The organism is Micromonospora sp. LOL_015 (assembly GCF_048060275.1).
In the GTDB taxonomy this organism is placed as follows: Bacteria; Actinomycetota; Actinomycetes; order Mycobacteriales; family Micromonosporaceae; genus Micromonospora_E.
Genome location: NZ_JBHMIO010000004.1, coordinates 139,806 through 163,477, shown reverse-complemented (window position 1 = coordinate 163,477; position 23,672 = coordinate 139,806). Strand labels below are relative to the sequence as shown.

The window sequence follows — 23,672 nt, the reverse complement described above, 5'->3', positions numbered from 1 at the left end:
GGGAGGACGCCGTCATGAAACGCCTGCTCTGGCTCGGTGTCGGCATCGCCGTCGGCGCGGTGGTGGTCCGCAAACTGGCCCGGACCGCCCAGTCCTACACGCCGTCCGGGATCGCCTCCTCGCTGTCGGAATCCGCTGGTGGTTTCGTCGAATCGGTCCGTACCTTCGTGGAGGACGTGCGCGAGGGCATGGCAGAGCGCGAGCAGCAGATCCAGGCCGCGTTCGCCGAGGGCGTGGCGTTCGACGACCAGTTCGCCGACCTGCGGGGCGACCCGAGCGTCGGTGACGCGGAGATATTTCCCCAGGAGGACGTTCGGTGAAAACGGCGGAGATCAAGCGGCAGTTCCTCGCGCACTTCGAGGCCAACGGCCATGCCGTGGTGCCGTCAGCTCCGCTGCCCGCGATCGATGACCCGAACCTGCTGTTCATCAACGCGGGCATGGTGCAGTTCGTGCCGTACTTCCTCGGTCAGCGGACCCCGCCGTACCAGCGGGCGACGAGCGTGCAGAAGTGCATCCGTACCCCGGACATCGACGAGGTTGGCAAGACGTCGCGGCACGGCACCTTCTTCCAGATGAACGGCAATTTCTCGTTCGGCGACTACTTCAAGGAAGGCGCGATCCCGCTGGCCTGGGAACTGGCCACCAAACCGGTGGAGCAGGGCGGGTTCGGCATGGACCCGGAGCGGATCTGGGTCACCGTCTACCTCGACGACGACGAGGCGGCCGACATCTGGCGGCGCACCGGCGTACCTGCGGCGCGGATCGTGCGCCGCGGCAACAAGGACAACTTCTGGTCGATGGGTATCCCCGGGCCGGCGGGGCCGTGCTCGGAGCTGTACTACGACCGGGGTCCGGCGTACGGGCCGGACGGCGGGCCGGAGGTCGACGAGGACCGCTTCCTGGAGTTCTGGAATCTCGTCTTCATGCAGTACGAGATCACCAACGTACAGAGCAAAGAGGTCTTCGACATCGTCGGCGACCTACCGAAGAAGAACATCGACACCGGCATGGGCCTGGAGCGGATCGCGTCGATCCTGCAGGGGGTTGACAACCTCTACGAGATCGACGAGGTACGTCCGATCCTGGACCGGGCGGCCGAGTTGACCGGTAAGCGCTACGGCGCGGGCTCCGGCCAGGCGGCGAGCGAGTCGCACCCCGACGACGTACGGCTGCGGGTGATCGCCGACCACGTGCGGACCGCGCTGATGCTGATCGGCGACGGGGTGACCCCGTCCAACGAGGGTCGCGGCTACGTGCTGCGTCGGATCATGCGTCGGGCGATCCGTTCGGTGCGGCTGCTCGGCTGGCAGGAGCGCGCCCTGCCGGAGCTGCTGCCGGTGGCCCGGGACTGCATGGCGCCGTCGTACCCCGAGCTGGCCGCCGACTTCGAGCGGATCTCTTCGTACGCGTACGCCGAGGAGGACGCCTTCCTGTCCACGCTGCGCGCCGGTACCACGATCCTGGACACGGCGATCGCCCAGACCAGGTCGGCCGGCGGCGGTAAACTCTCCGGCGACCAGGCCTTCCAACTGCACGACACCTACGGGTTCCCGATCGACCTCACCCTGGAGATCGCCGCCGAGCAGGGGCTCTCGGTCGACCAGGACGGTTTCCGCCGGCTGATGTCCGAGCAGCGGGCCCGGGCGAAGGCGGACGCGCAGGCCCGCAAGACCGGGCACGTGGACATGTCCGCGTACCGCGGGGTGCTGGACAGCGGCGGGCCGGTGGAGTTCACCGGCTACGCCGAAGTGTCCCGTGAGTCGCGGGTCCGGGCGCTGCTCGGCGCCGGCGGCGCGGCGCTGCCCGCGGCCGGTGAGGGCGACGTGGTGGAGCTGGTACTGGACAGCACCCCGTTCTACGCCGAGGGCGGCGGCCAGCAGCCGGACACCGGCCTGCTCACCGTCGGCGCCGGCCGGGTGGAGATCTTCGACGTGCAGCAGCCGGTGCCGGGCCTGATCGTGCACCGGGCACGGGTGGTCAGCGGCGAGCTGCGCGCCGGGGAGTCCGGCTACGCCGAGATCGACATCCCGCGGCGGCGGGCGATCTCCCGGTCGCACACCGCGACGCACCTGGTGCACCAGACGATGCGCAACTTTCTCGGCGAGTCGGCGACCCAGGCTGGGTCGCTGAACGCGCCGGGCCGGCTGCGGTTCGACTTCAACACCCCCGGCGCGGTCGCGCCGTCGGTACTGCACGACATCGAGCAGCAGGTCAACGAGGTGCTGCTGCGTGACCTGGAGGTGAACGCGTTCATCACCTCGCAGGAGGAGGCGCGCCGGCTGGGTGCGATGGCGCTGTTCGGGGAGAAGTACGGCGACGAGGTCCGGGTGGTCGAGGTCGGTGACTACGCCCGGGAGCTGTGCGGCGGTACGCATGTGACCCGCTCCGGTCAGCTCGGTGTGGTGAAGATTCTCTCCGAGTCGTCGATCGGCTCCGGCGTGCGCCGGGTGGAGGCGCTGGTCGGCATCGACGCGTTCAACTTCCTGGCCCGCGAGCACCTGCTGGTGGCGCGGCTCGCCGAGCTGTACCGGGTGCCGGCCGACCAGGTCGCGGACCGGGTCCAGCAGACCGTCACCCAGCTGCGCGACGCGGAGAAGGAGCTGGAGAAGCTGCGCGCCCAGCTGGTACTCGGCGGTGCGGCGGCGATCGCCGGCCAGGCGCGTGACGTGCACGGGGTGGCCTACGTCGGCACCGAGGCGCCCGAGGGCGCGGCCGGCAACGACGTACGGACCTTGGCGCAGGAGATCCGGGGCAAGATCGACCCGGCCCGACCGGCGGTGGTCGCGGTGGCGGCCCGGGCCAACGGCAAGGCGTCGCTGGTGGTGGCGGTGAACGCGGCCGGCAAGTCGCGTGGAGTGTCCGCCGCCGACCTGGTCAAAGGGGCGCTGCACGGCCGGGGCGGCGGCAACGCTGACCTGGCGCAGGGCGGTGGGCTGCCAGCGGCCGAGGCGGCGAACCTGCTGGTCGCGGTCGAAAAGGCGATCGCCGGAACGGCCTGAGATGAGCGGTACGAGGTGAGCGCCTTCGTCCGTGGACGCCGGCTCGGCGTTGACGTGGGGCAGGTCCGGGTCGGTCTGGCGATCAGCGACCCGGACGGCATTCTCGCCACCCCGTTGATGACGGTGCGGCGGGACCTGTCAACCGGCGGCCCGACGACACCGGCCGACGTGCCTACGGACATCGCGAAAATTGTCCAGATAGTCCGTGAGTACGAGGTCAGTGCGGTTATTGTCGGTCTGCCGGTGAACCTCGCCGGTCGCCACGGACCGGCCGCCGACGCGGTCAGCGCATACGTGCGGTTACTCGAAGTGGCGGTATCGCCGATTTCAGTCCTGACGACCGACGAAAGGATGTCGACGGTGGTCGCTAGCCGTAGGCTGTCCGAGCGGGGCGTCCGAGGACGACGTCAACGTACGGTGGTCGACCAGGCGGCCGCCGTGGAGATCCTGCAGAGCTGGCTGGATGCGCAGCGGAGGCAGAAGTGATGATCGACGAACTGGACCTCGCCTTCGAGGACCGGGCCGACAAAGGCCGGCACCGTCGGGGCGCGCGGCGCAAGAAGCCGTCCGGCGGTGGCGGTCGCGGCAAGACCTTCGCCGCGCTGCTGGTCACCGTGCTGCTGCTCAGCATGCTCGGCGGTGGCGTCTGGTACGGCTTCGACCGGGTGCAGGGCTACTTCGCCACCCCGGACTACGCCGGCGGCGGCACCGGTGAGGTGGTGGTCCAGGTCCGGGCCGGCGACACCGCCACCGACATCGGCAACACCCTCGTCGACGCCGGCGTGGTCAAGAGCACCAAGGCGTTCGTCAACGAGGCCCGGGACAACTCCCGCAGCCAGAACATCCAGCCGGGTTTCTACACGCTGCGCCTGGAGATGAGCGCGGCGACCGCGCTCAGCCTGCTGCTTGACCTGGAGAACAAGGTATCCAACCGGGTGACCATCCCGGAGGGCCGTACCGCCAAGCAGATCTACCAGCTGCTGGCCGAGTCGACGGACATCCCGGCGGAGGAGTTCGCCACCGCAGCCGAGGATCCGTTGGCCCTGGGCGTGCCCGAGTGGTGGATGACCCGCACCGACGGGCAGGAGGTGACGGTCTCCGCCGAAGGGTTCCTCTTTCCGGACACCTACGACTTCGATCCCGACGTCACCGCCCCGGAGATCCTCCGGGTGATGGTCAACCGGTTCCTGACCGTCACCGGCGAGATGGAGTACGCCGACCGGGTGCAGGCCGAACGCGGCGGGATCAGCCCGTACGAGGCGTTGATCGTCGCGTCGCTGGCGCAGGCCGAGGCCGGCATCGCCGAGGACCTCGCCAAGGTCTCCCGGGTGGCGTACAACCGGGTGTACAGCGAGACCTTCCCGTGCAGCTGCCTGCAGTTCGATGTGACGGTCAACTACTACTGGGAGCTGACCGGCCAGGAGACCAAGGCGTCCAAGGACATGACCCGCGAGGAGCTGTACGACGAGAGCAATCCGTACAGCACACACGCGCACAGCGGGCTGCCGCCCACGCCGATCAACAACCCGGGCAAGGCCGCCCTGGAAGGGTCGATCAACCCGCCGGACGAGGACTGGGTCTACTTCGTGGCGATCGACAAGGAGGGCCGTTCGGCGTTTGCCGAGACCCTCGACCAGCACAACCAGAACATCGAGATCGCCCGGCAGAACGGCATCCTCTGAGGTGTCCGCCCCCCGACCGTCCACCGCCGTCCGGCGGCGGGCCGCAGTGCTCGGCAAGCCGATCGGGCACTCACTGTCGCCGGTGATCCACAACGCCGGCTACCGGGCCGCCGGGCTGACCGGCTGGAGCTACACCGCGATCGAATGCGCCGAGGCGCAGCTGGCGGGCCTGGTTGCTGGTCTCGGCCCGGAGTGGGCCGGGCTGTCGGTCACCATGCCGTTGAAGGAGGCGGCGCTCGCTCTGGCCGGGCGGGCATCCCCGGTGGCCACCGCGGTCGGGGCGGCCAACGCCCTGGTACGCCGGGCCGACGGCGCCTGGTTCGCCGACAACACCGACGTGGCGGGGATGGTCGCGGTGCTGCGCGACGCCGGTGTCGGCACCGGTGCCCGGTTCACCGTGCTGGGCGCCGGCGGCACCGCCCGAGCCGCGTTGGCGGCCGCCGCCGCGCTGGCCGCCGCATCGGTCACCGTGGCGGCCCGACGACCGGCGGCGGTCGACGAACTGGTGCCGGTCGCCGGCGCGCTCGGCGTGTCGATGACCGGTGCCGACCTGTCGGCAGCCCCAACGGCGGCGGCCGGCACCGACGTACTGGTCTCCACCCTGCCGAAGGGGGCCGTCGACCCGTACGTCGGCCAGCTGCCGTGGGCATCCGGCACGGTCTGCTTCGACGCGATCTACGATCCCTGGCCGACTCCACTGGCCTCGGCGGCCGCTGCCGCCGGTTGCCGGGTGGTCTCCGGGCTGGATCTGCTGCTGGCCCAGGCGGTCGGGCAGTTCGAACAGTTCACCGGGGTCGCCGCGCCGGTACCGGCGATGCGGGCCGCGCTGTCGACACAGCGAGCAGTGACAGCACCGCCGCGCCGAGGATGATCAGCGCCATCGGGGTGGCGCTGGCCGTGCCGGCCAGCCCGACCACCGGCGCGGCCAGCGAGGCGATCCCCGACTGGACCGCGCCGAGCAGGGCGGCGGCGGTGCCGGCGTGCCGGGCGTGCTCCTCCAGGGCCAGCGCGGTCCCGTTCGGCATCAGCATCCCGATCGTGGCGACGTAGCCGGCCAGCGCCGGCAGGATCAGCCACAGCTGACCGGTGGCCGCGCCGGCCACCAGCAGCGCCGCGGCACCGGCTCCGGCGGTCAACGCGCCGACGAACAGCGGTCGGGTCCGGTACCGGCCGACCAGCCGGGCGTTGAGCTGGCTGAGCGCGATCAGCCCGACCGCGTTGGCCCCGAACACCAGGCTGAACATGGTCGGCGACAACCCGAACCCGTCCTGCAGCACGTACGGCGATCCGGAGATGTAGGCGAACATGCCGGCGAACGCCAGATCCTGGGTCGACGCGTACCCGATGAACGCCCGGTCGGTGAGCACCAGCCGGGCCGCGCGGGCGGCGCCGGCCAGACCGTCCGGGTTCCGGCGCTCTTCCGGCAGGGTCTCCGGCTGCCAGCGGGCCATGACGACGGCGAGCAGCGCGGCGACCACCGCGAGGGCGACGAAGACCCCCCGCCAGGAGGTCACCCGCAGCACCACCGCACCGAGCACCGGCGCGGCGATCGGTGCCACCCCGAAGACGATCAGCAGGCGGGAGAAGAACCGGGCCGCGTCGGCACCCGCGTAGAGGTCGCGGACCACCGCGCGGGCGACGACCACCCCCACCCCGCCGGCGAAGCCCTGGACCAGCCGCAACCCGGCCAGTGCCTCGGCGTTCGGGGCCAGCGCGCAGGCCAGCGAGACGACGACTTGACATCCTCCTCGCCTTAAGGGACGAGGATTCCCTCCACGCTACGCGTGGAACACGCGGCGTCCGGGTGGGTTACCGCTTCACTGCGCGCCGCCGGGACAAGTCCTGGTCTTACGTGCGCTCGACGGTCGTTGAAGTCCGCCTGTCCGGCGGCCTTGATGTTGATGGCGGCGTTGATGTCCCGGTCGTGGTGACTGCCGCACGGGCAGTCCCACTCCCGGACGTTCAACGCGATCTTCTCGTTGATCCGGCCGCAGTCGCAGCACATCCGGGTGGACGGGAGCCACCGGTCCACCCGGGCGAACGCGCGCCCGTACCGCTCCGCCTTGTACTCCAGCATGCCGGTGAAGGCGGCCCAGCCCGCATCGTGCACGGACTTCGCCAGCCGAGTCCGGCCGAGACCAACAACGCACAGGTCCTCGACGTACACCGCTTGGTTCTCGCGGATGATCGCCGTGGACAGCTTGTGCTGCCAGTCCCGCCGGGTGTCGGCTACCCGCGCGTGAGCGCGGGCCACCTCGATCACGGCTTTCTTGCGGCGGTTGCTGCCCCTCTGCTTGCGTGAGAGTGCCTGCTGCAACCGCTTGAGCTTGCGGGCCGCGCGGCGCAGGAACTTCGGTGCGGTCACCTTCGTGCCGTCGGACATGACCGCGAAGTGGGTCAGGCCCAGATCGATGCCGATCTCGGAGTCGACCGGCGGCAGCGTCTCGTCCTCGCCGATCTGCACGACGAACGAGGCGAAGTACCGGCCTGCCGTGTCCTTGATCACGGTGACCGAGGTGGGATCCGACGGCAGGCCGCGCGACCAGCGCACCGGAACGTCGCCGATCTTCGGCAGCCGCAGGCGGCCGTTGTCACAGACCTTGAACCGGGAGTTCTTCGTGAACCGGATCGCCTGCCGGTTGTCCTTACGGGGCCGGTACCGGGGCGGGGCCACCTTGCGGCCCCGGCGTTTGCCGGACAGCGAGTTGAAGAAGTTGCGGTACGCGGTGTTCAGATCGGCGACGGCCTGCTGCAACACCACGGCCGACACCTCACCCAGCCAGGCCCGGTCCTCGCTGGCCTTGGCCGCTGTGATGACCAACTTCGACAGGTCGCCGGCGGAGATGTACTTCTCGCCCGCCTCGCGGGCCTGCTGACGCAGCCTGAGTCCGTCGTTGAAAACCACCCGGGCACACCCGAACGCCTGCGCCAGCGCGGTGCGCTGGGCGGCGTCCGGGGTGATCCGGTAGTTGTAACGGAGCTGCACGGCCATCACTGTATCATGTTGGTTTATGGTCGAACTTCGAGGCATCCGCACCGGCAGGCACTGCACTTTCGCGATGCATGTCCACTTGGTTTTCGTGACGAAGTTCCGGCACAACGTGTTCGCCGACCGGCACGTGACCCGGATGGAGACGATCATGCGAGACGTGTGCGCCGACTTCGAGGCCGAACTGGTCGAGTTCAACGGCGGACACAACCACGTCCACCTGCTGGTCAACTTCCCACCCAAGGTCGCCGTGGCCAGGCTGGTCAACAGCCTCAAAGGGGTCTCCTCGCGCCGCCTCCGGCAGGAGTTCCCCGACCTGGTGCACCACTACTACCGGGCCAACAAACTCTGGTCCGGCTCGTACTTCGCCGGGTCTGTCGGCGGCGCACCGCGCAGCGTCATCAAGCAGTACATCGAGCAGCAGAACCGTCCCGGTCAAGGCACTGCCCCGGCCTGGCGGCCCTCCCAGCGCGGGCCTTCACCCCCGGCCTGAAGGCCGGAGCACTGGCCCGCATTCCGGTAGCCCGGGAAGCCGGCCAGCGCCGGTCGCCGCCGCCCCCACCGGTCGCTCACCGGCCCGCCGACCAGCTGCCCGAACGCGACGCCGATCAGGCAGGCGGTCAGCGACAGCTGCACCCGGGCCGGGGTGGCGGCGAGGTCGTCGCTGATCGCCGGGAACGCCGGCAGGTACATGTCGATCGACAGCGGCCCCACCGCGGTGACCGCGCCGAGCAGGATGAGCAGCACCGCTGGTCGGCGGCGGATGTCGTACGGCACGAAACCACCACCCCCCGAGACGACCAACCGTACGTTAGGGCGGCTCAGTCGGTGTCCGGAGGGCGGGACACGGGCGACGTGGGTCACCGGGGTCCGACCACGCCGTGCCACACTTTCCGACGTGTTGCGTTGGCTGACCGCAGGTGAATCCCATGGCCCCGCGCTCGTCGCACTCCTCGAAGGCGTCCCCGCCGGCGTCGAGGTGACCAGTGCCGAGATCGGCCGCGAGCTGGCTCGTCGTCGGCTCGGCTACGGCCGGGGCGCCCGGATGAGTTTCGAGCAGGACGAGATCGAGATCGTCGGCGGCCTGCGACACGGGGTGACACTGGGCAGCCCGGTCGCGATCCGGGTGGGCAACTCGGAGTGGCCGAAGTGGCGCACCGTGATGGCGGCCGACCCGGTCGACCCGGACGAGCTGGCCGGGCAGGCCCGCAACGCCCCGTTGACCCGGCCCCGGCCGGGGCACGCCGACCTGGCCGGGATGCAGAAGTACGGCCACACCGACGCCCGGCCGATCCTGGAGCGGGCCAGCGCCCGGGAGACCGCCGCCCGGGTCGCCGTCGGTACGGTCGCCCGGGCGCTGTGCCGGCAGGCACTGGGCATCGAGATCGTGTCGCACGTGGTCGAGCTCGGTTCGGTGGCCGCCAAACCCGGGCTGCAGCCCCGCCCAGAGGACGCCGAGCGGGTCGACGCCGACCCGCTGCGCTGCCTCGACCCCGAGGCGAGCGCCCGGATGGTCGCCGAGGTGGATGCGGCCAAGGCCGACGCCGACACCCTCGGCGGCATCGTCGAGGTACTCGCCTACGGCGTACCGCCGGGGCTGGGCAGCCACGTGCAGTGGGACCGCAAGCTCGACGCCCGGCTGGCCGCCGCGGTGCTGTCGATCCAGGCGGTCAAGGGTGTGGAGATCGGCGACGCCTGGCAGCAGGCCCGGTCGCGGGGCTCGGTCGCGCACGACGAGATCATCCCCACCGCGGCCGGGGTGCGCCGGGCGACTGACCGGGCCGGTGGGCTGGAGGGCGGTGTCAGCACCGGCGAGCCGCTGCGGGTACGGGCCGCGATGAAGCCGATCTCCTCGTTGAATCGGGCGCTGTCGACCGTCGACGTCGTCACCGGGGAGCCGGCGACCGCGATCAACCAGCGGTCCGACGTCTGCGCGGTGCCGGCCGCCGCGGTGGTGGCCGAGGCGATGGTGGCGCTGGTGCTGGCCGAGGCGGCCACCGAGAAGTTCGGCGGTGACTCGGTCGCCGAGATACGCCGCAACGTCGCCGGGTACCTGGACCACCTGGTGATCCGCTGATGGCTGCCCCGGTCTGCGTACTGGTCGGTGCACCCGGTGCGGGCAAGACCAGCACCGGTACGGCGTTGGCCGGGCTGCTCGGCTGCGAGTTCCGCGACACCGACACCGACATCGTGGCGGCGGCCGGCAAGCCGATCCCGGAGATCTTCGTCGACGACGGCGAAGAGCATTTCCGGGCTCTGGAACGGGCGGCCGTCCGGGCGGCACTGGGCGGCTTCGACGGCGTGCTCGCGCTCGGCGGCGGTGCGGTGCTGGCCGAGGAGACCCGGGCCGCGCTCGCCGGGCACACCGTGGTCCACCTCGGCGTCGAGCTGGCCGACGCGGTCCGCCGGGTCGGCCTCGACGCCGGCCGACCGCTGCTGGCGATCAACCCGCGGGCCACGCTGCGACACCTGCTGGAGCAGCGTCGTCCCCTCTACGAGCAGGTGGCCACGCACCGGGTGGCGACCGACGGCCGTACCCCGGAACAGGTCGCCGAGGAGATCGCCACCCTGCTGCGCACACCGGCCGACCGGCCCGGGTACTAGGCTCGGCGCCGATGAACTCAACGACCTGCATCCCGGTGCCCGGCGACCGACCCTACGACGTACTGGTCGGCCGGGGGCTGCTCGACACGTTGCCCGACCTGCTGCCCGGCGCGGACCGGGTGGCGGTGCTGCACGCGCCTCCGCTGAAGGGCCAGGCCGACCGGATCGCCGCCGGCTGCGCCGCGGCCGGGGTCAGACCGTCGCTGGTCGAGGTGCCGGACGCCGAGGCCGGCAAGTCGCTCGAGGTCGCCGGGCGGGTCTGGGCGGAGCTGGGCGCGGCCGGCTTCACCCGTACCGACGCGGTGGTCGGGGTCGGCGGCGGCGCGGTGACCGACCTGGCGGGTTTCGTGGCCGCCTGCTGGCTGCGCGGGGTCCGCTGGGTGCCGGTGGCGACCAGCCTGCTCGGCATGGTCGATGCGGCGGTGGGCGGCAAGACCGGGATCAACACGGCGGCCGGCAAGAACCTGGTGGGCGCGTTCCACCCGCCGGCCGGGGTGCTGGCCGACCTGGACCTGCTGGCCAGCCTCGCGCAGATCGACCTGGTCGCCGGGTTGGCCGAGGTGGTCAAGTGCGGGTTCATCGCCGATCCGGCGATCCTGGAGCTGATCGAGGCCGATCCGGCGGCGGCCGCCGACCCGACCGGGCCGCAGGTGCGGGAGCTGATCGAGCGCGCCGTGCGGGTCAAGGCCGACGTCGTCGGTGACGACCTGCGCGAGTCGGGGCTGCGTGAGGTGCTGAACTACGGGCACACCCTGGCCCACGCGATTGAGAAGGTGGAAGGCTACCGCTGGCGCCACGGGCACGCGGTGTCGGTCGGCCTGGTCTACGCGGCGACCCTGGCCCGGCTGGCCGGGCGGCTTGACGCGACGGTCGCCGACCGGCACGCGTCGGTGCTCGCCGCCCTGGGACTGCCCACCAGCTACCGGGCCGAGGCGTGGCCGGGGCTGCTGGCCACGATGCGGGTGGACAAGAAGGCCCGGGGAAGCCGGCTGCGGTTGGTGGTGCTCGACGCGCTGGCCCGGCCGGGAATCCTCGACGGCCCGGCTGACACGTTGCTCGCCGAGGCGTACCGGCAGGTGGCGGCGTGACGGGAGGTGGCGGGGCGTGCGGACGTACGTGTTGAACGGCCCGAACCTGGGCCGGCTGGGCAGCCGTCAGGTCGACGTGTACGGGCTGACCAGCTACGCCGACCTGGTGGCGATGTGTGAGCAGGTGGGCCGGGACGCCGGGCTCGACGTCGAGGTGCGCCAGACCGACGCCGAGCACGAGATGCTCGGCTGGCTGCACGCGGCGGCCGACGCCGAGGCCGCCGTGGTGCTCAATCCGGGTGCCTGGTCGCACTACTCGTACGCGGTCCGGGACGCCTGCGCGCTGCTGCGTGGACCGCTCGTCGAGGTGCACATCTCCAACATTCACGCCCGCGAGCAGTTCCGGCATCACTCGGTGGTGTCGGCGGTCGCCACCGGGGTGATCTGTGGGCTCGGGGTGGACGGCTACCGGCTGGCGCTGCTGCACGTCGCCCGGTTGGCCGCAGCCAGTCCCCGCTGAGCCGGGACAGGCGCCGGTCGCGGGCCGTGTCCTGCTGCGTTGGGTCGGGTAGAGGTCGGGCCGTCCCGGCTGAGCCGGGTCCGGCCCGATAGACTTGGCAGATCCGTCCGCACATTGATGATCAAGGCAGGAAATGGCGACCACCAACGACCTGAAGAACGGGCTGGTTCTCAACCTCGACGGCGAGCTGTGGGCCGTCGTGGAGTTCCAGCACGTCAAGCCCGGCAAGGGCGGCGCTTTCGTGCGCACCACCCTGAAGAACGTGCTCTCCGGCAAGGTGGTCGACAAGACCTTCAACGCGGGCACCAAGGTCGACACCGCGACCGTCGACAAGCGGACCATGCAGTACCTGTACGCCGACGGCGAGGACTACGTCTTCATGGATCTGGAGACCTTCGACCAGATAATGGTGCCCGGCGGCACGGTTGGCGAGGCAGCCAGCTACCTGCTGCCCGAGGCCCAGGCGATCGTGGCGACCCACGAAGGCGTGCCGCTGTACGTCGAGCTGCCGACCAGCGTGGTCCTCGAGGTCACCTACACCGAGCCGGGCCTGCAGGGTGACCGGTCGACCGGCGGCAACAAGCCGGCCACGATGGAGACGGGCGCCACCGTTCAGGTGCCGTTGTTCGTCACCACCGGCGAAAAGATCAAGGTCGACACCCGCGACGGCCGCTACCTCGGCCGAGCCTGATGGCCGAGGGGCCGAAGACCTCGATGCCGGCGCGCCGCAAGGCGCGTAAACGGGCACTCGACGTGCTCTACGAGGCGGACATGCGCGATCTGCCGCCGGCGCAGGTGCTGGTCGGTTACCTGGCCCGGCTGTCCCCGCGTCCGGAGCATCTCGACTACGCGGTCGGTCTGGTCGAGGGGGTGGCGGTCCACCGGGACCGGATCGACGAGCTGATCGGCAGCTACGCCGAGGGGTGGACGCTGGACCGGATGCCGGTGGTCGACCGCAACCTGGCCCGGATCGCCGTCTACGAGTTGCTCTACGTCGACGAGATCGACGACCCGGTGGCCATCACCGAGGCGGTCGAGCTGGCCCGGCAGATGTCAACTGACGATTCGCCGCGGTTCCTCAACGGTCTGCTGGACCGGATCGCCGAGTACACCCCGCACTAGCGGCTCCCGCCGCCACGGCGGGCACCGCCACGACCGCCGGTGCCACGCGACACCGCCGACGGGCCCGATCCAGCGGGATCGGGCCCGTCGGCGGTTGGGTGCGCAGCCGTCAGGAGGCGAAGAACGCCCGCGGGTCGGCGACCAGTACGCCGTGCTCGTTCAGCCGCTCGATGAGGCCGGACGGCGACGAGTCGTACACGATCGCCAGCGCCCGCAGGTCGTCGGCGCGGATGGACAACACCCGACCGTTGTAGTCACCGCGCTGCTGCTGGATCGCCCGGGCGTACCGGGCGACGTAGGCGAGGTCCTCGCCGACCTCGTCGTACAGCCGCTCCAGATCCAGGACGATCTTGCTGGTGGGCTCGTGACGTACCCCACTGCCGTCCGGCAGCAGTTCCGACACGGGTACCCGGTAGAAGTCGGCCAGTTCGGCGAGGCGGGAGACGGTGACTGCCCGGTCCCCACGCTCGTAGGAACCGACGACGACAGCCTTCCAACGCCCGTTCGACTTCTCCTCCACCCCCTGCAGGGACAGCCCCTGCTGCTGACGGATGGAGCGCAGGCGGGCGCCCAACGACTTGGCGTACTCAGAGGGCATACGGACTCTCCCAGTGCTTTGCCCGGGGCTTTCCCCAGCGATCGCTACGGAGCGTGACGGTACGGCGGTTCGCAAGCGCGGTCAAGTGGTGAATAGCTACCAGTGAACAAGATCGTGACGACTTGCCCCAAATTTCGTCTTACTGATGCGACACTCAGCGCCCGATATCGGCTCGGCAACGGGACGCTGGTAACGTTCGGCGTGACCGCTGACCAGCCGGGTGCCGGCCGGCGGTACCCATGACGTCCTTTAACGACCCGTCCCGTGAGGCGGGGAAGGGGGTCCGCTGTGGCCTACCCGTCGGCCACCCAATCATCGGCGACGATGCCACCGTCTGTTAAGAGCATCCTGACCAGCGCCGACATTCAACGCGTCGTCGACCGGATCGCCCATCAGGTGCTGGAGAAGACCAACGGGGCGCAACGCACCGTACTACTCGGAATTCCTACCCGGGGCGTGCCGCTCGCCCGTCGGCTCGCCGACCGGATCCGCACCTTCGAAGGGGTCGCCGTCCCGGTCGGTGTGCTCGATATCACCCTCTACCGGGACGATCTCCGGCTGAAGGCCACCCGCGCGCTCGGGCCCACCGAGCTGCCCTCCGGTGGCATCGACGGCCAGCGGGTCATCCTGGTCGACGACGTCCTCTACTCGGGCCGGACCGTACGGGCGGCGTTGGACGCGATCAGCGACCTCGGCCGGCCCAGCTCGGTGCAGTTGGCGGTGCTGGTCGACCGGGGCCACCGGGAGCTGCCGATCCGCGCCGACTACGTCGGCAAGAACATCCCCACCGCGCTCACCGAGAACGTCAAGGTGCTGCTCGCCGAGGTCGACGGCTCCGACGAGGTACGGCTGTTCAGTTCCCCCGGCACGGCCCAGGCGGCGGACGGCCCGCAGCGGGGGAGGGACCAGCGATGATCAGGCACCTGCTGTCCGGCGCCGATCTGGACGCGGCGGACGCCACCCGGATCCTGGACACCGCGGTCGAACTCGCCTCGCTGGCCGGCCGCGAGGTGAAGAAGCTGCCCACCCTTCGTGGGCGCACCGTGGTGAACCTGTTCTACGAGGACTCCACCCGGACCCGGATCTCGTTCGAGGCCGCCGCCAAACGACTTTCCGCCGACGTGATCAACTTCTCGGCCAAGGGATCCAGCGTCTCCAAGGGCGAGAGCCTCAAGGACACCGCGCTCACCCTGCAGGCGATGGGGGCCGACGCGGTGGTAATCCGCCACCCCGCCTCCGGCGCCCCGCACCGGCTGGCCAACTGGGTGGACGGCTCGGTGGTCAACGCCGGCGACGGCACCCACGAGCATCCCACCCAGGCACTGCTCGACGCGTACACCATGCGGGCGCGGCTGGGCCGGCTCGCCGGCCTGCACGTGGTGATCGTCGGCGACGTGCTGCACAGCCGGGTCGCCCGGTCCAACGTTTTGCTGCTGGCCACCCTCGGCGCCAAGGTGACCCTGGTCGGGCCGCCGCCGCTGATCCCGGTCGACATCGCCACCGCGCTCGCCCCCGGCGTCGGGGTCGGCTACGACCTCGACGCCGTGCTGCCCACCGCCGACGTGGTGATGATGCTGCGGGTGCAGCACGAGCGGATGGCCGACTCCTACTTCCCGTCCGCCCGTGAGTACGCCCGCCGGTACGGCCTGGACGGGGCCCGGCTGCGCCGGCTGCCCGGGCACGCCATCGTGATGCACCCCGGACCGATGAACCGGGGCATGGAGATCTCCGCCGAGGTCGCCGACTCACCCCGCTCCACGATCGTGGAACAGGTCGCCAACGGGGTAAGCGTCCGGATGGCCGTGCTCTACCTGCTGCTCGGCGGCCGCGGCTGATGCGGCGCATCGGTCACCCACATTCGCACCGGCACCATCGCCCCCAGGCACACGACGAAAGGACCTCGCTGTGAGCGCGTACCTGATCAAGGGCGTCCGGGTCCTCGGCCGGGACCCCGTCGACCTGCTGCTGCGCGACGGCGTGGTCGCCGACGCCGGCTCCGGACTGACCGCGCCGGGTGCGCAGGTGCTCGACGCCGACGGCCTGATCGCCCTGCCCGGTCTGGTCGATCTACACACCCACCTGCGTGAACCCGGCCGGGAGGACGCCGAGACGGTGGAGACCGGATCGCGGGCCGCCGCGCTCGGCGGCTACACCGCCGTCTGCACGATGGCGAACACCTCCCCGGTGGCCGACACCGCCGGCGTCGTCGAACAGGTCTGGCGGCTCGGCCGCCAGGCCGGGCTGGTCGACGTACAGCCGATCGGCGCGGTCACCGTGGGCCTGGCCGGCGAACGCCTCGCCGAGCTCGGCGCGATGGCCGACTCCGCCGCCGCCGTGCGGATCTTCTCCGACGACGGGCACTGCGTCGCCGACCCCCGGCTGATGCGCCGCGCCCTGGAGTACGTCAAGGCGTTCGACGGCGTCGTCGCCCAGCACGCCGAGGAGCCCCGGCTGACCGAGGGCGCCCAGATGCACGAGGGTGAGGTCTCCACCCGGCTCGGCCTGACCGGCTGGCCGGCCGTCGCCGAGGAGGCGATCGTCGCCCGCGACGCGCTGCTCGCCGAACACGTCGGCAGCCGACTGCACGTCTGCCACCTGTCCACCGCCGGCAGTGTGGAGATCGTCCGGCAGGCCAAGGCCCGTGGGGTCCGGATCACCGCCGAGGTCACCCCGCACCACCTGCTGCTCACCCACGAGGCACCGACCAGCTACGACCCGGTCTTCAAGGTCAATCCGCCGCTGCGGACCGGCGAGGACGTCGCCGCGCTACGCGCCGCGCTCGCCGAGGGCGTCATCGACATCGTCGCCACCGACCACGCCCCGCACGCGGTGGAGGACAAGGAGTGCGAATGGGCGTACGCCCGGCCCGGGATGCTCGGGTTGGAGACCGCCCTGTCCGTGGTGCTGCTCACGACCGCGTTGCACGACGACGACGGTGCACCAGACTGGGAGCTGATCGCCGAGCGGATGTCCCGGGCCCCGGCCCGGATCGCCGGGCTGACCGGGCACGGGCACGACCCCGCGCCGGGCGTCCCGGCGAACCTCACCCTGATCGACCCGGCCGTCAGCCGCACCGTCGACCCGGCCGAGTCGGCCAGCCGCAGCCGCAACACCCCGTACGCCCGGATGGTGCTGCCCGGCCAGGTGGTCGCCACCTTCCTGCGCGGCGACGCAACGGTGCTCGACGGAAAGGCCGTGCGATGAACGACACCACCAACACCACTGCGGCACCCCGTCGGCGGAATCCGGCGCTGCTGGCGCTCGAGGACGGCCGGGTCTTCCCCGGCGAGAGCTACGGCGCGGTCGGGGAGACCTTCGGCGAGGCGGTGTTCACCACCGCCATGACCGGCTACCAGGAGACGCTGACCGACCCGTCCTACCACCGGCAGGTGGTGGTGCAGACCGCGCCGCACATCGGCAACACCGGGGTCAACGTCGAGGACGACGAGTCGGACCGGATCCGGGTGGCCGGGTACGTCGTCCGCGACCCGGCCCGCCGTCCGTCGAACTGGCGCTCCACCGGTGACCTGGAGGACCGGCTCGCCGCCGAGGGCGTGGTCGGCATCTGCGGGGTCGACACCCGGGCGCTCACCCGCCACCTGCGTGACCGGGGGGTGATGCGGGTCGGCGTCTCCACCCTGACCGACGACCCGCAGGAGCTGCTGGACCGGGTCCGGCAGGCGCCGCAGATGGTCGGCGCGGACCTGTCCGCCGAGGTGACCACCGCCGAGCCCTACACGGTCACCGCCCAGGGCGAGCATCGTTACACGGTCGCCGCGCTGGACCTGGGTATCAAACGCAACGTGCCGCGCCGGCTGGCCCAGCGCGGGGTGACCACCCACGTGCTGCCGGCCACCTCGACGCTGGACGAGATCCTGGCCACCGGGCCGGACGCGGTGTTCTTCTCACCCGGGCCGGGTGACCCGGCCACCGCACACCACGCGGTCGAGTTGGCCCGGCAGGTGATGGCCCGACGTACGCCGTTGTTCGGTATCTGCTTCGGCTCGCAGATCCTCGGCCGGGCCCTCGGCTTCGGCACCTACAAGCTCGGCTACGGCCACCGTGGCATCAACCAGCCGGTGCTCGACCGCACCACCGGCAAGGTCGAGGTGACCAGCCACAACCACGGGTTCGCCGTGGACGCCCCGCTGAACACGGTGATCGACACCGATTTCGGCGGCGTCGAGGTGAGCCACGTGTGCCTCAACGACGACGTGGTCGAGGGGCTGCGGGCCCACGAGGTGCCGGCGTTCACCGTCCAGTACCACCCGGAAGCGGCGGCCGGCCCGCACGACGCGGACTACCTGTTCGACCGGTTCGTCGAGCTGATCGAGGGAAAACATGCCTAAGCGGACAGATCTGCAGCATGTCATGGTGATCGGCTCCGGGCCGATCATCATCGGCCAGGCCTGCGAGTTCGACTACTCCGGCACCCAGGCGTGCCGGGTGCTGCGCGCCGAAGGGCTGCGCGTGTCGCTGGTCAACTCCAACCCGGCGACCATCATGACCGACCCCGAGTTCGCCGACGCCACCTACGTCGAGCCGATCACGCCCGAGTTCGTCGAGCTGGTCATCGCCCGGGAGCGTCCCGACGCGCTGCTGCCCACCCTCGGCGGGCAGACCGCGTTGAACACCGCCGTCACCCTGCACTCCGCCGGCGTGCTGGACAAGTACGGCGTGGAGCTGATCGGGGCCGACGTCGACGCGATCCGCCGCGGCGAGGACCGGCAGCTGTTCAAGGACATCGTCGCCACCGCAGGTGGCGAGACCCCGCGCAGCCGGGTCTGCCACAGCATGGCCGAGGTGCACGACACCGTCGCCGAACTCGGGCTGCCGGTGGTGATCCGACCGTCGTTCACCATGGGCGGGCTCGGCTCGGGCATGGCGCACACCCCGGCGGACCTGGAGCGCATCGCCGGTGCCGGGCTGGCCGCCTCCCCGGTGCACGAGGTGCTCATCGAGGAGAGCGTGCTCGGCTGGAAGGAGTACGAGCTGGAGCTGATGCGCGACCGCAACGACAACGTGGTCGTGGTCTGCTCCATCGAGAACATCGATCCGATGGGGGTGCACACCGGCGACAGCGTCACCGTCGCCCCGGCGATGACCCTCACCGACCGGGAGTACCAGCAGATGCGCGACATGGGCATCGCGGTGCTGCGCGAGGTCGGCGTCGACACCGGCGGCTGCAACATCCAGTTCGCCGTGCACCCGACCACCGGCAGACTGGTCGTCATCGAGATGAACCCCCGGGTGTCCCGGTCGTCGGCGCTGGCGTCCAAGGCGACCGGCTTCCCGATCGCCAAGATCGCCGCCAAGCTGGCGATCGGCTACACCCTCGACGAGATCCCCAACGACATCACCAGGCAGACCCCGGCGGCGTTCGAGCCGGTCCTCGACTACGTCGTGGTCAAGATCCCCCGGTTCGCGTTCGAGAAGTTCCCCGGCGCCGACCCGGAGCTGACCACCACGATGAAGTCGGTCGGCGAGGCGATGAGCCTGGGCCGCAACTTCACCGAGGCGCTCAACAAGGCGATGCGCTCGATGGAGACCAGGGCCGCCGGGTTCTGGACGGTGCCCGACCCGGCCGGGGCCACCGTCGAGTCCACTTTGGCCGAACTGGCTGTCCCGCATGACGGCCGGCTCTACACCGTCGAACGGGCGCTGCGGCTGGGCGCCACCGTCGCCCAGGTCGCCGAGGCGTCCGGCGGCACCGACCCCTGGTTCCTGGAGGAGATCGCCGGCCTGGTCGAGCTGCGTGGCGAGATCGAGGCCGCGCCGGTGCTCGACGCCGCGCTGCTGCGCCGGGCCAAGCGGGCCGGGCTGTCCGACCGGCAGGTGGCCGCGCTGCGTCCGGAGCTGGCCGGCGAGGACGGGGTACGGGCGTTGCGGCACCGGCTCGGTCTGCGTCCGGTCTACAAGACGGTCGACACCTGCGCCGCCGAATTCGCCGCCCGTACGCCGTACCACTACTCCAGCTACGACGCGGAGACCGAGGTCGCACCGTCGGACCGACCAAAGGTGCTCATCCTCGGCTCCGGGCCGAACCGGATCGGCCAAGGCATCGAGTTCGACTACTCCTGCGTGCACGCGGTGATGGCGCTCGCCGAGTACGAGACCGTCATGGTCAACTGCAACCCGGAGACGGTCTCCACCGACTACGACACCGCCGACCGGCTTTACTTCGAACCGCTCACCTTCGAGGACGTGCTGGAGGTCTGGCAGGCCGAGGACGCCGCCGGCCGGGCCGCCGGCGGCCCCGGCGTGGTCGGGGTGATCGTCCAGCTCGGCGGGCAGACCCCGCTCGGGCTGGCGCAGCGCCTCGCCGACGCCGGGGTGCCGATCGTCGGCACCCCACCGGAGTCGATCCACCTGGCCGAGGATCGGGGGGCGTTCGGTCAGGTCCTGGCCCGCGCCGCGCTGCGCGCCCCGGCGCACGGCACCGCTGTGTCGTTCGAGCAGGCCAAGGCGATCGCCGACGAGATCGGCTACCCGGTGCTGGTCCGCCCGTCGTACGTGCTCGGCGGGCGCGGCATGGAGATCGTCTACGACGACGCGACGCTGCGCGACTACATTGGCCGGGCCACCGACATCTCGCCGGAGCATCCGGTGCTGGTCGACCGGTTCCTCGACGACGCCATCGAGATCGACGTGGACGCGCTGTGCGACGCCACCGGTGAGGTCTACCTCGGTGGGGTGATGGAGCACATCGAGGAGGCCGGGATCCACTCCGGCGACTCGTCCTGCGCGCTGCCGCCGATCACCCTGGCCGCCCCGCACCTGGCCACCATCCGGCACTACACCGAGCAGATCGCCCGCGGCGTCGGGGTGCGCGGGCTGCTCAACGTGCAGTACGCGCTCAAGGACGACGTGCTGTACGTGCTGGAGGCCAATCCGCGCGCCTCGCGGACCGTGCCGTTCGTCTCCAAGGCCACCGCGGTGCCGCTGGCCAAGGCGGCGGCCCGGATCATGCTCGGCGCCACCGTCGCGCAGCTGCGCGACGAAGGGATGCTGCCGGCCACCGGCGACGGTGGCACGTTGCCGCCGGACGCGCCGATCGCGGTCAAGGAGGCGGTGCTGCCGTTCAAGCGGTTCCGCACCCGCGCCGGCCACGGCGTCGACTCGCTGCTCGGCCCGGAGATGAAGTCGACCGGCGAGGTGATGGGAATCGACCCGGCGTACGGCAACGCCTTCGCCAAGTCGCAGGCTGCCGCGTACGGTTCCCTGCCGACCAGCGGAAAGATCTTCGTGTCGGTAGCCAACCGGGACAAACGCGCGATGATCTTCCCGGTGAAGCGGCTGGCCGATCTTGGATTCGACATCGTCGCCACCGCCGGCACCGCCGAGGTGCTGCGCCGCCACGGCATCGCCTGCGAACTCACCCGCAAACACTGGGAGGAGTCCGGCGACGGGCAACCGGACGCGGTGACGTTGATCGCCTCCGGCGGGATCGCCTTGGTGATCAACACGCCGCAGGGTTCCGGTGCCAGCGCCCGCTCCGACGGGTACGAGATCCGCAGCGCGGCGGTCAACGCGGACACCCCGTGCGTGACCACCGTGCCCGGCGTCGCCGCCGCCGTGATGGGCATCGAGGCGCTGATCAACGGGGACATGGCGGTCCGGCCACTGCAGCAGCTGCACGCGGCGCTACGCCCGGAGACAGTCGGCCGGCAGGCCGCCCGGTGACCCGCTCCGGCGGGTACCGGCTGGCCCGGTCGGCGTTGTTCCGGCTCGGCGGCGGCGACGCCGAGACCGCCCACGAATGGACGCTGCGTCGGCTGGCCGCCCTGTCCCGCAGCCGGGTGGCGCTGGCCGCGTTGCGCACCCGGTACGCGGTAGCCGCGCCGCGTACCGTCTTCGGGATCCACTTCCCCAACCCGGTAGGCCTGGCCGCCGGGATGGACAAGGACGGCCTGGCCCTGCCCGCCTGGCCGGCGCTGGGCTTCGGCTTCGTCGAGGTCGGCACGGTCACCGCGCGTCCCCAGCCGGGCAACCCCCGACCCCGGCTGTTTCGGTTGCCGACCAGCGAGGCGGTAATCAACCGGATGGGTTTCAACAACGCCGGCGCCGAGGCGCTCGCCGACCGGCTCGCGGTGCTCGGCCGGCTGGACGAGCGGGCCGGGTTCGGCCGATCGCATCCGGCGCACGCCGACCGCCCGGTGCCGTTGGGCATCTCGCTCGGCAAGTCGAAGGTCGTGCCGATCGAGGAGGCGGTCGACGACTACCTGTCGGCGTACAAGGCACTCAGCGGCTACGGCCAGTACTTCGTGATCAATGTTTCCTCGCCGAACACCCCGGGACTGCGGCAGCTGCAGGACCGCGAACACCTCGACACCCTGCTGGCCGCGCTGGTGGGGGAGCGGCCGATCCTGGTCAAGATCGCGCCGGATTTGGCCGAGTCGGCCATCGCCGAACTGCTGGAGGTCTGTCTGGCCCGGGGTGCGGCCGGGGTGATCGCCACCAACACCACCCTGTCCCGGTCCGGCCTGGCCGTCGACGACGCCGGTCAGGCGGAGCAGGCCGGCGGGCTGTCCGGCCGTCCGTTGACCGGCCGGGCCCGCGAGGTGGTCTCCTTCGTCCATCGGGAGACCGACGGCGGGTTGCCGGTCATCGGGGTCGGCGGCATTCTCGACCCGGACGACGCAGCCCGGATGTTCGACGCCGGTGCCAGCCTGGTGCAGCTCTACACCGGCTTGCTCTACCGGGGTCCGGGGCTGGTCCGGGCGATCGCCCGGCAGGTCCGGGGCCGATGAGCGTACCGCGTCCGGCGGGCCCGGGGCCGACGAGCGCACAGCTGCCGGTGCCCGGCGACAGCCACCGCGCCGATCGGTTGCGGGAGCTGGACCGTCGGCACGTCTGGCATCCGTACGCCGCGCTGCCCCCGGCCATGGCACCCCTGCTGGTCGACAGCGCCGCCGGGGTCCGGCTGCGGCTGGCCGACGGGCGGGAACTGGTCGACGGGATGTCGTCGTGGTGGGCCGCCGTGCACGGCTACCGGCACCCGGTGCTGGACGCGGCCGTCACCGACCAACTGGGTCGGATGGCGCATGTGATGTTCGGCGGGCTCACCCACGAGCCGGCGGTCCGCCTCGCACAGACCCTGGTGGAGATCACCCCGCCCGGCCTGGAGCACGTCTTCCTCTGTGATTCGGGCTCGGTGAGCGTCGAGGTCGCGATCAAGATGGGCCTGCAGTACCAGCTCGGCCAGGGCCGGCCCGGCCGGCGCAAGTTGGCCACCTGGCGCGGCGGCTACCACGGGGACACCTTCCACCCGATGAGCGTCTGCGATCCAGAGGGCGGGATGCACCACCTGTGGCGCGGAGTGCTGCCGGCGCAGGTGTTCGTGCCCGCCCCGCCGGGCGACTTCGCTGCGGCGCCGGACGAGCGGTACCTGGCCGAGCTGGTCGACGCGGTGGCCCGGCACGCGGACGAGATCGCCGCGGTGATCGTCGAGCCGGTGGTGCAGGGCACCGGCGGCATGCGGTTCCACCATCCGGCGTACCTGCGCGCCCTGCGTGAGGCGACCGCCGCGCACGACGTACTGCTGATCTTCGACGAGATCGCCACCGGGTTCGGCCGTACCGGCGCGTTCTTCGCCGCCGAGCACGCCGGGGTGACACCGGACGTGCTCTGCCTGGGCAAGGCGTTGACCGGTGGCTACCTCACGCTGGCGGCCGCGCTGTGCACCCCGGAGGTGGCCGCCGGGATCTCCGCCGGTGGGGTCCTCGCCCACGGGCCGACCTTCATGGGTAATCCGTTGGCCTGCGCGGTCGCCAACGCCTCGATCGGACTGCTGCGTGCCGCCGTGCCGACGGTCGGGTCCAGGCCGGTCGCGGCCTGGCAGGTCGCCGTACGGCGGATCGAGGCTGGGCTGCGCGACGGCCTGGCTCCGGTCGCGACGCTGCCCGGCGTGCGCGACGTCCGGGTGCTCGGCGCGATCGGGGTGGTCCAGCTGGACCGGCCGGTCGACCTGGCGGCGGCGACCGCGGCGGCGGTGGACGCCGGGGTGTGGCTGCGGCCGTTCCGGGACCTGATCTACACCATGCCGCCCTATCCGGCGGACGACGATGACATTGCGCGGATCGCCCGCGCGATGGCGGCTGCGGCCGTCGCGGTACCGCGCTGAGGTCC

Annotated in this window: 22 protein-coding genes and 1 pseudogene; 19 read left to right on the top strand and 4 right to left on the bottom strand. The window is 71.3% G+C overall.

What is annotated here, in order from left to right; all coding sequences use genetic code 11:
• Positions 1–14: 14 nt before the first annotated feature.
• The 5 genes from ACFHWU_RS06165 to ACFHWU_RS06145 are packed head-to-tail and all read left to right on the top strand — an operon-like array spanning position 15 to position 5,554.
• A complete protein-coding gene (locus tag ACFHWU_RS06165; RefSeq protein ID WP_416556751.1) occupies positions 15–320 on the top strand; it encodes a hypothetical protein in 306 nt (101 codons plus the stop codon).
• On the top strand, positions 317–3,001 hold the full coding sequence (gene alaS / locus ACFHWU_RS06160; RefSeq protein ID WP_416556750.1) for an alanine--tRNA ligase: 2,685 nt from the start codon (positions 317–319) through the stop codon (positions 2,999–3,001). The genes ACFHWU_RS06165 and alaS overlap by 4 nt, the downstream gene beginning before the upstream one ends.
• Before the next feature lie 15 nt (positions 3,002–3,016).
• A complete protein-coding gene (gene ruvX / locus ACFHWU_RS06155; protein ID WP_416556749.1) occupies positions 3,017–3,487 on the top strand; it encodes a Holliday junction resolvase RuvX in 471 nt (156 codons plus the stop codon).
• A complete protein-coding gene (gene mltG / locus ACFHWU_RS06150; protein WP_416590043.1) occupies positions 3,487–4,683 on the top strand; it encodes an endolytic transglycosylase MltG in 1,197 nt (398 codons plus the stop codon). Before ruvX ends, mltG begins: the two co-directional genes overlap by 1 nt.
• 46 nt (positions 4,684–4,729) lie before the next feature.
• On the top strand, positions 4,730–5,554 hold the full coding sequence (locus ACFHWU_RS06145) for a shikimate dehydrogenase (protein WP_416590093.1): 825 nt from the start codon (positions 4,730–4,732) through the stop codon (positions 5,552–5,554).
• Here the strand turns inward: ACFHWU_RS06145 and ACFHWU_RS06140 are convergent.
• On the bottom strand, positions 5,469–6,407 hold the full coding sequence (locus ACFHWU_RS06140; RefSeq protein WP_416590092.1) for an MFS transporter: 939 nt from the start codon (positions 6,405–6,407) through the stop codon (positions 5,469–5,471). The two genes, ACFHWU_RS06145 and ACFHWU_RS06140, sit on opposite strands and share 86 nt — an antisense overlap.
• Positions 6,408–6,436: 29 nt before the next feature.
• Positions 6,437–7,675 carry an RNA-guided endonuclease InsQ/TnpB family protein gene (locus ACFHWU_RS06135; RefSeq protein ID WP_416590042.1) on the bottom strand — a complete coding sequence of 413 codons (1,239 nt, stop codon included), beginning with the start codon at positions 7,673–7,675 and terminating at the stop codon, positions 6,437–6,439.
• Positions 7,676–7,694: 19 nt separating this feature from the next.
• On the opposite strand from ACFHWU_RS06135, the gene tnpA reads away from it, so the two are divergent.
• The gene (gene tnpA, locus ACFHWU_RS06130) at positions 7,695–8,165 is read left to right on the top strand and encodes an IS200/IS605 family transposase (RefSeq protein ID WP_416590041.1); all 471 of its coding nucleotides are present in this window, start codon (positions 7,695–7,697) and stop codon (positions 8,163–8,165) included.
• 26 nt (positions 8,166–8,191) lie between these two features.
• Here tnpA and ACFHWU_RS06125 read toward each other — a convergent pair.
• A pseudogene (locus ACFHWU_RS06125) lies at positions 8,192–8,476 on the bottom strand (MFS transporter); the annotation flags it as partial.
• A gap of 94 nt (positions 8,477–8,570) precedes the next feature.
• Between ACFHWU_RS06125 and aroC the strand changes: the two are divergent.
• From aroC to nusB, 6 genes are all read left to right on the top strand, one after another.
• The gene (aroC, locus tag ACFHWU_RS06120) at positions 8,571–9,749 is read left to right on the top strand and encodes a chorismate synthase (RefSeq protein ID WP_416590040.1); all 1,179 of its coding nucleotides are present in this window, start codon (positions 8,571–8,573) and stop codon (positions 9,747–9,749) included.
• Complete coding sequence (locus tag ACFHWU_RS06115) at positions 9,749–10,276, top strand: shikimate kinase (protein WP_416556986.1); 528 nt, start codon at positions 9,749–9,751, stop codon at positions 10,274–10,276. The genes aroC and ACFHWU_RS06115 overlap by 1 nt, the downstream gene beginning before the upstream one ends.
• Before the next feature lie 11 nt (positions 10,277–10,287).
• Positions 10,288–11,364 carry a 3-dehydroquinate synthase gene (gene aroB, locus ACFHWU_RS06110; RefSeq protein WP_416590038.1) on the top strand — a complete coding sequence of 359 codons (1,077 nt, stop codon included), beginning with the start codon at positions 10,288–10,290 and terminating at the stop codon, positions 11,362–11,364.
• 16 nt (positions 11,365–11,380) lie between these two features.
• Complete coding sequence (gene aroQ / locus ACFHWU_RS06105; RefSeq protein WP_416590036.1) at positions 11,381–11,824, top strand: type II 3-dehydroquinate dehydratase; 444 nt, start codon at positions 11,381–11,383, stop codon at positions 11,822–11,824.
• Positions 11,825–11,957: 133 nt separating this feature from the next.
• On the top strand, positions 11,958–12,515 hold the full coding sequence (efp, locus tag ACFHWU_RS06100) for an elongation factor P (RefSeq protein WP_416590034.1): 558 nt from the start codon (positions 11,958–11,960) through the stop codon (positions 12,513–12,515).
• A gap of 23 nt (positions 12,516–12,538) precedes the next feature.
• Complete coding sequence (gene nusB / locus ACFHWU_RS06095; RefSeq protein WP_416557038.1) at positions 12,539–12,946, top strand: transcription antitermination factor NusB; 408 nt, start codon at positions 12,539–12,541, stop codon at positions 12,944–12,946.
• Between the two features lie 109 nt (positions 12,947–13,055).
• On the opposite strand, the gene ACFHWU_RS06090 is transcribed toward nusB, so the two are convergent.
• Positions 13,056–13,544, bottom strand: a complete 489-nt coding sequence (locus tag ACFHWU_RS06090; RefSeq protein WP_123601171.1) for a transcriptional regulator — start codon at positions 13,542–13,544, stop codon at positions 13,056–13,058.
• A 288-nt stretch (positions 13,545–13,832) separates the two neighbouring features.
• On the opposite strand from ACFHWU_RS06090, the gene pyrR reads away from it, so the two are divergent.
• From pyrR to ACFHWU_RS06055, 7 genes are all read left to right on the top strand, one after another.
• Entirely contained in the window at positions 13,833–14,459 is a 627-nt protein-coding gene (pyrR, locus tag ACFHWU_RS06085) for a bifunctional pyr operon transcriptional regulator/uracil phosphoribosyltransferase PyrR (protein ID WP_416556990.1), read from the top strand.
• The gene (locus ACFHWU_RS06080) at positions 14,456–15,379 is read left to right on the top strand and encodes an aspartate carbamoyltransferase catalytic subunit (RefSeq protein ID WP_281554545.1); all 924 of its coding nucleotides are present in this window, start codon (positions 14,456–14,458) and stop codon (positions 15,377–15,379) included. Before pyrR ends, ACFHWU_RS06080 begins: the two co-directional genes overlap by 4 nt.
• A 70-nt stretch (positions 15,380–15,449) precedes the next feature.
• Positions 15,450–16,748, top strand: coding sequence for a dihydroorotase (locus tag ACFHWU_RS06075; RefSeq protein WP_416590031.1), 1,299 nt, complete (start codon positions 15,450–15,452; stop codon positions 16,746–16,748).
• Positions 16,745–17,893: a glutamine-hydrolyzing carbamoyl-phosphate synthase small subunit gene (gene carA, locus ACFHWU_RS06070; protein WP_416590030.1), complete on the top strand. Its 1,149-nt coding sequence runs from the start codon at positions 16,745–16,747 to the stop codon at positions 17,891–17,893. The genes ACFHWU_RS06075 and carA overlap by 4 nt, the downstream gene beginning before the upstream one ends.
• Positions 17,886–21,227: a carbamoyl-phosphate synthase large subunit gene (gene carB, locus ACFHWU_RS06065; protein WP_416556994.1), complete on the top strand. Its 3,342-nt coding sequence runs from the start codon at positions 17,886–17,888 to the stop codon at positions 21,225–21,227. The genes carA and carB overlap by 8 nt, the downstream gene beginning before the upstream one ends.
• Positions 21,224–22,294, top strand: a complete 1,071-nt coding sequence (locus ACFHWU_RS06060) for a quinone-dependent dihydroorotate dehydrogenase (protein ID WP_416556995.1) — start codon at positions 21,224–21,226, stop codon at positions 22,292–22,294. The genes carB and ACFHWU_RS06060 overlap by 4 nt, the downstream gene beginning before the upstream one ends.
• The gene (locus ACFHWU_RS06055) at positions 22,291–23,667 is read left to right on the top strand and encodes an adenosylmethionine--8-amino-7-oxononanoate transaminase (RefSeq protein ID WP_416590028.1); all 1,377 of its coding nucleotides are present in this window, start codon (positions 22,291–22,293) and stop codon (positions 23,665–23,667) included. Before ACFHWU_RS06060 ends, ACFHWU_RS06055 begins: the two co-directional genes overlap by 4 nt.
• Positions 23,668–23,672 lie beyond the last annotated feature (5 nt).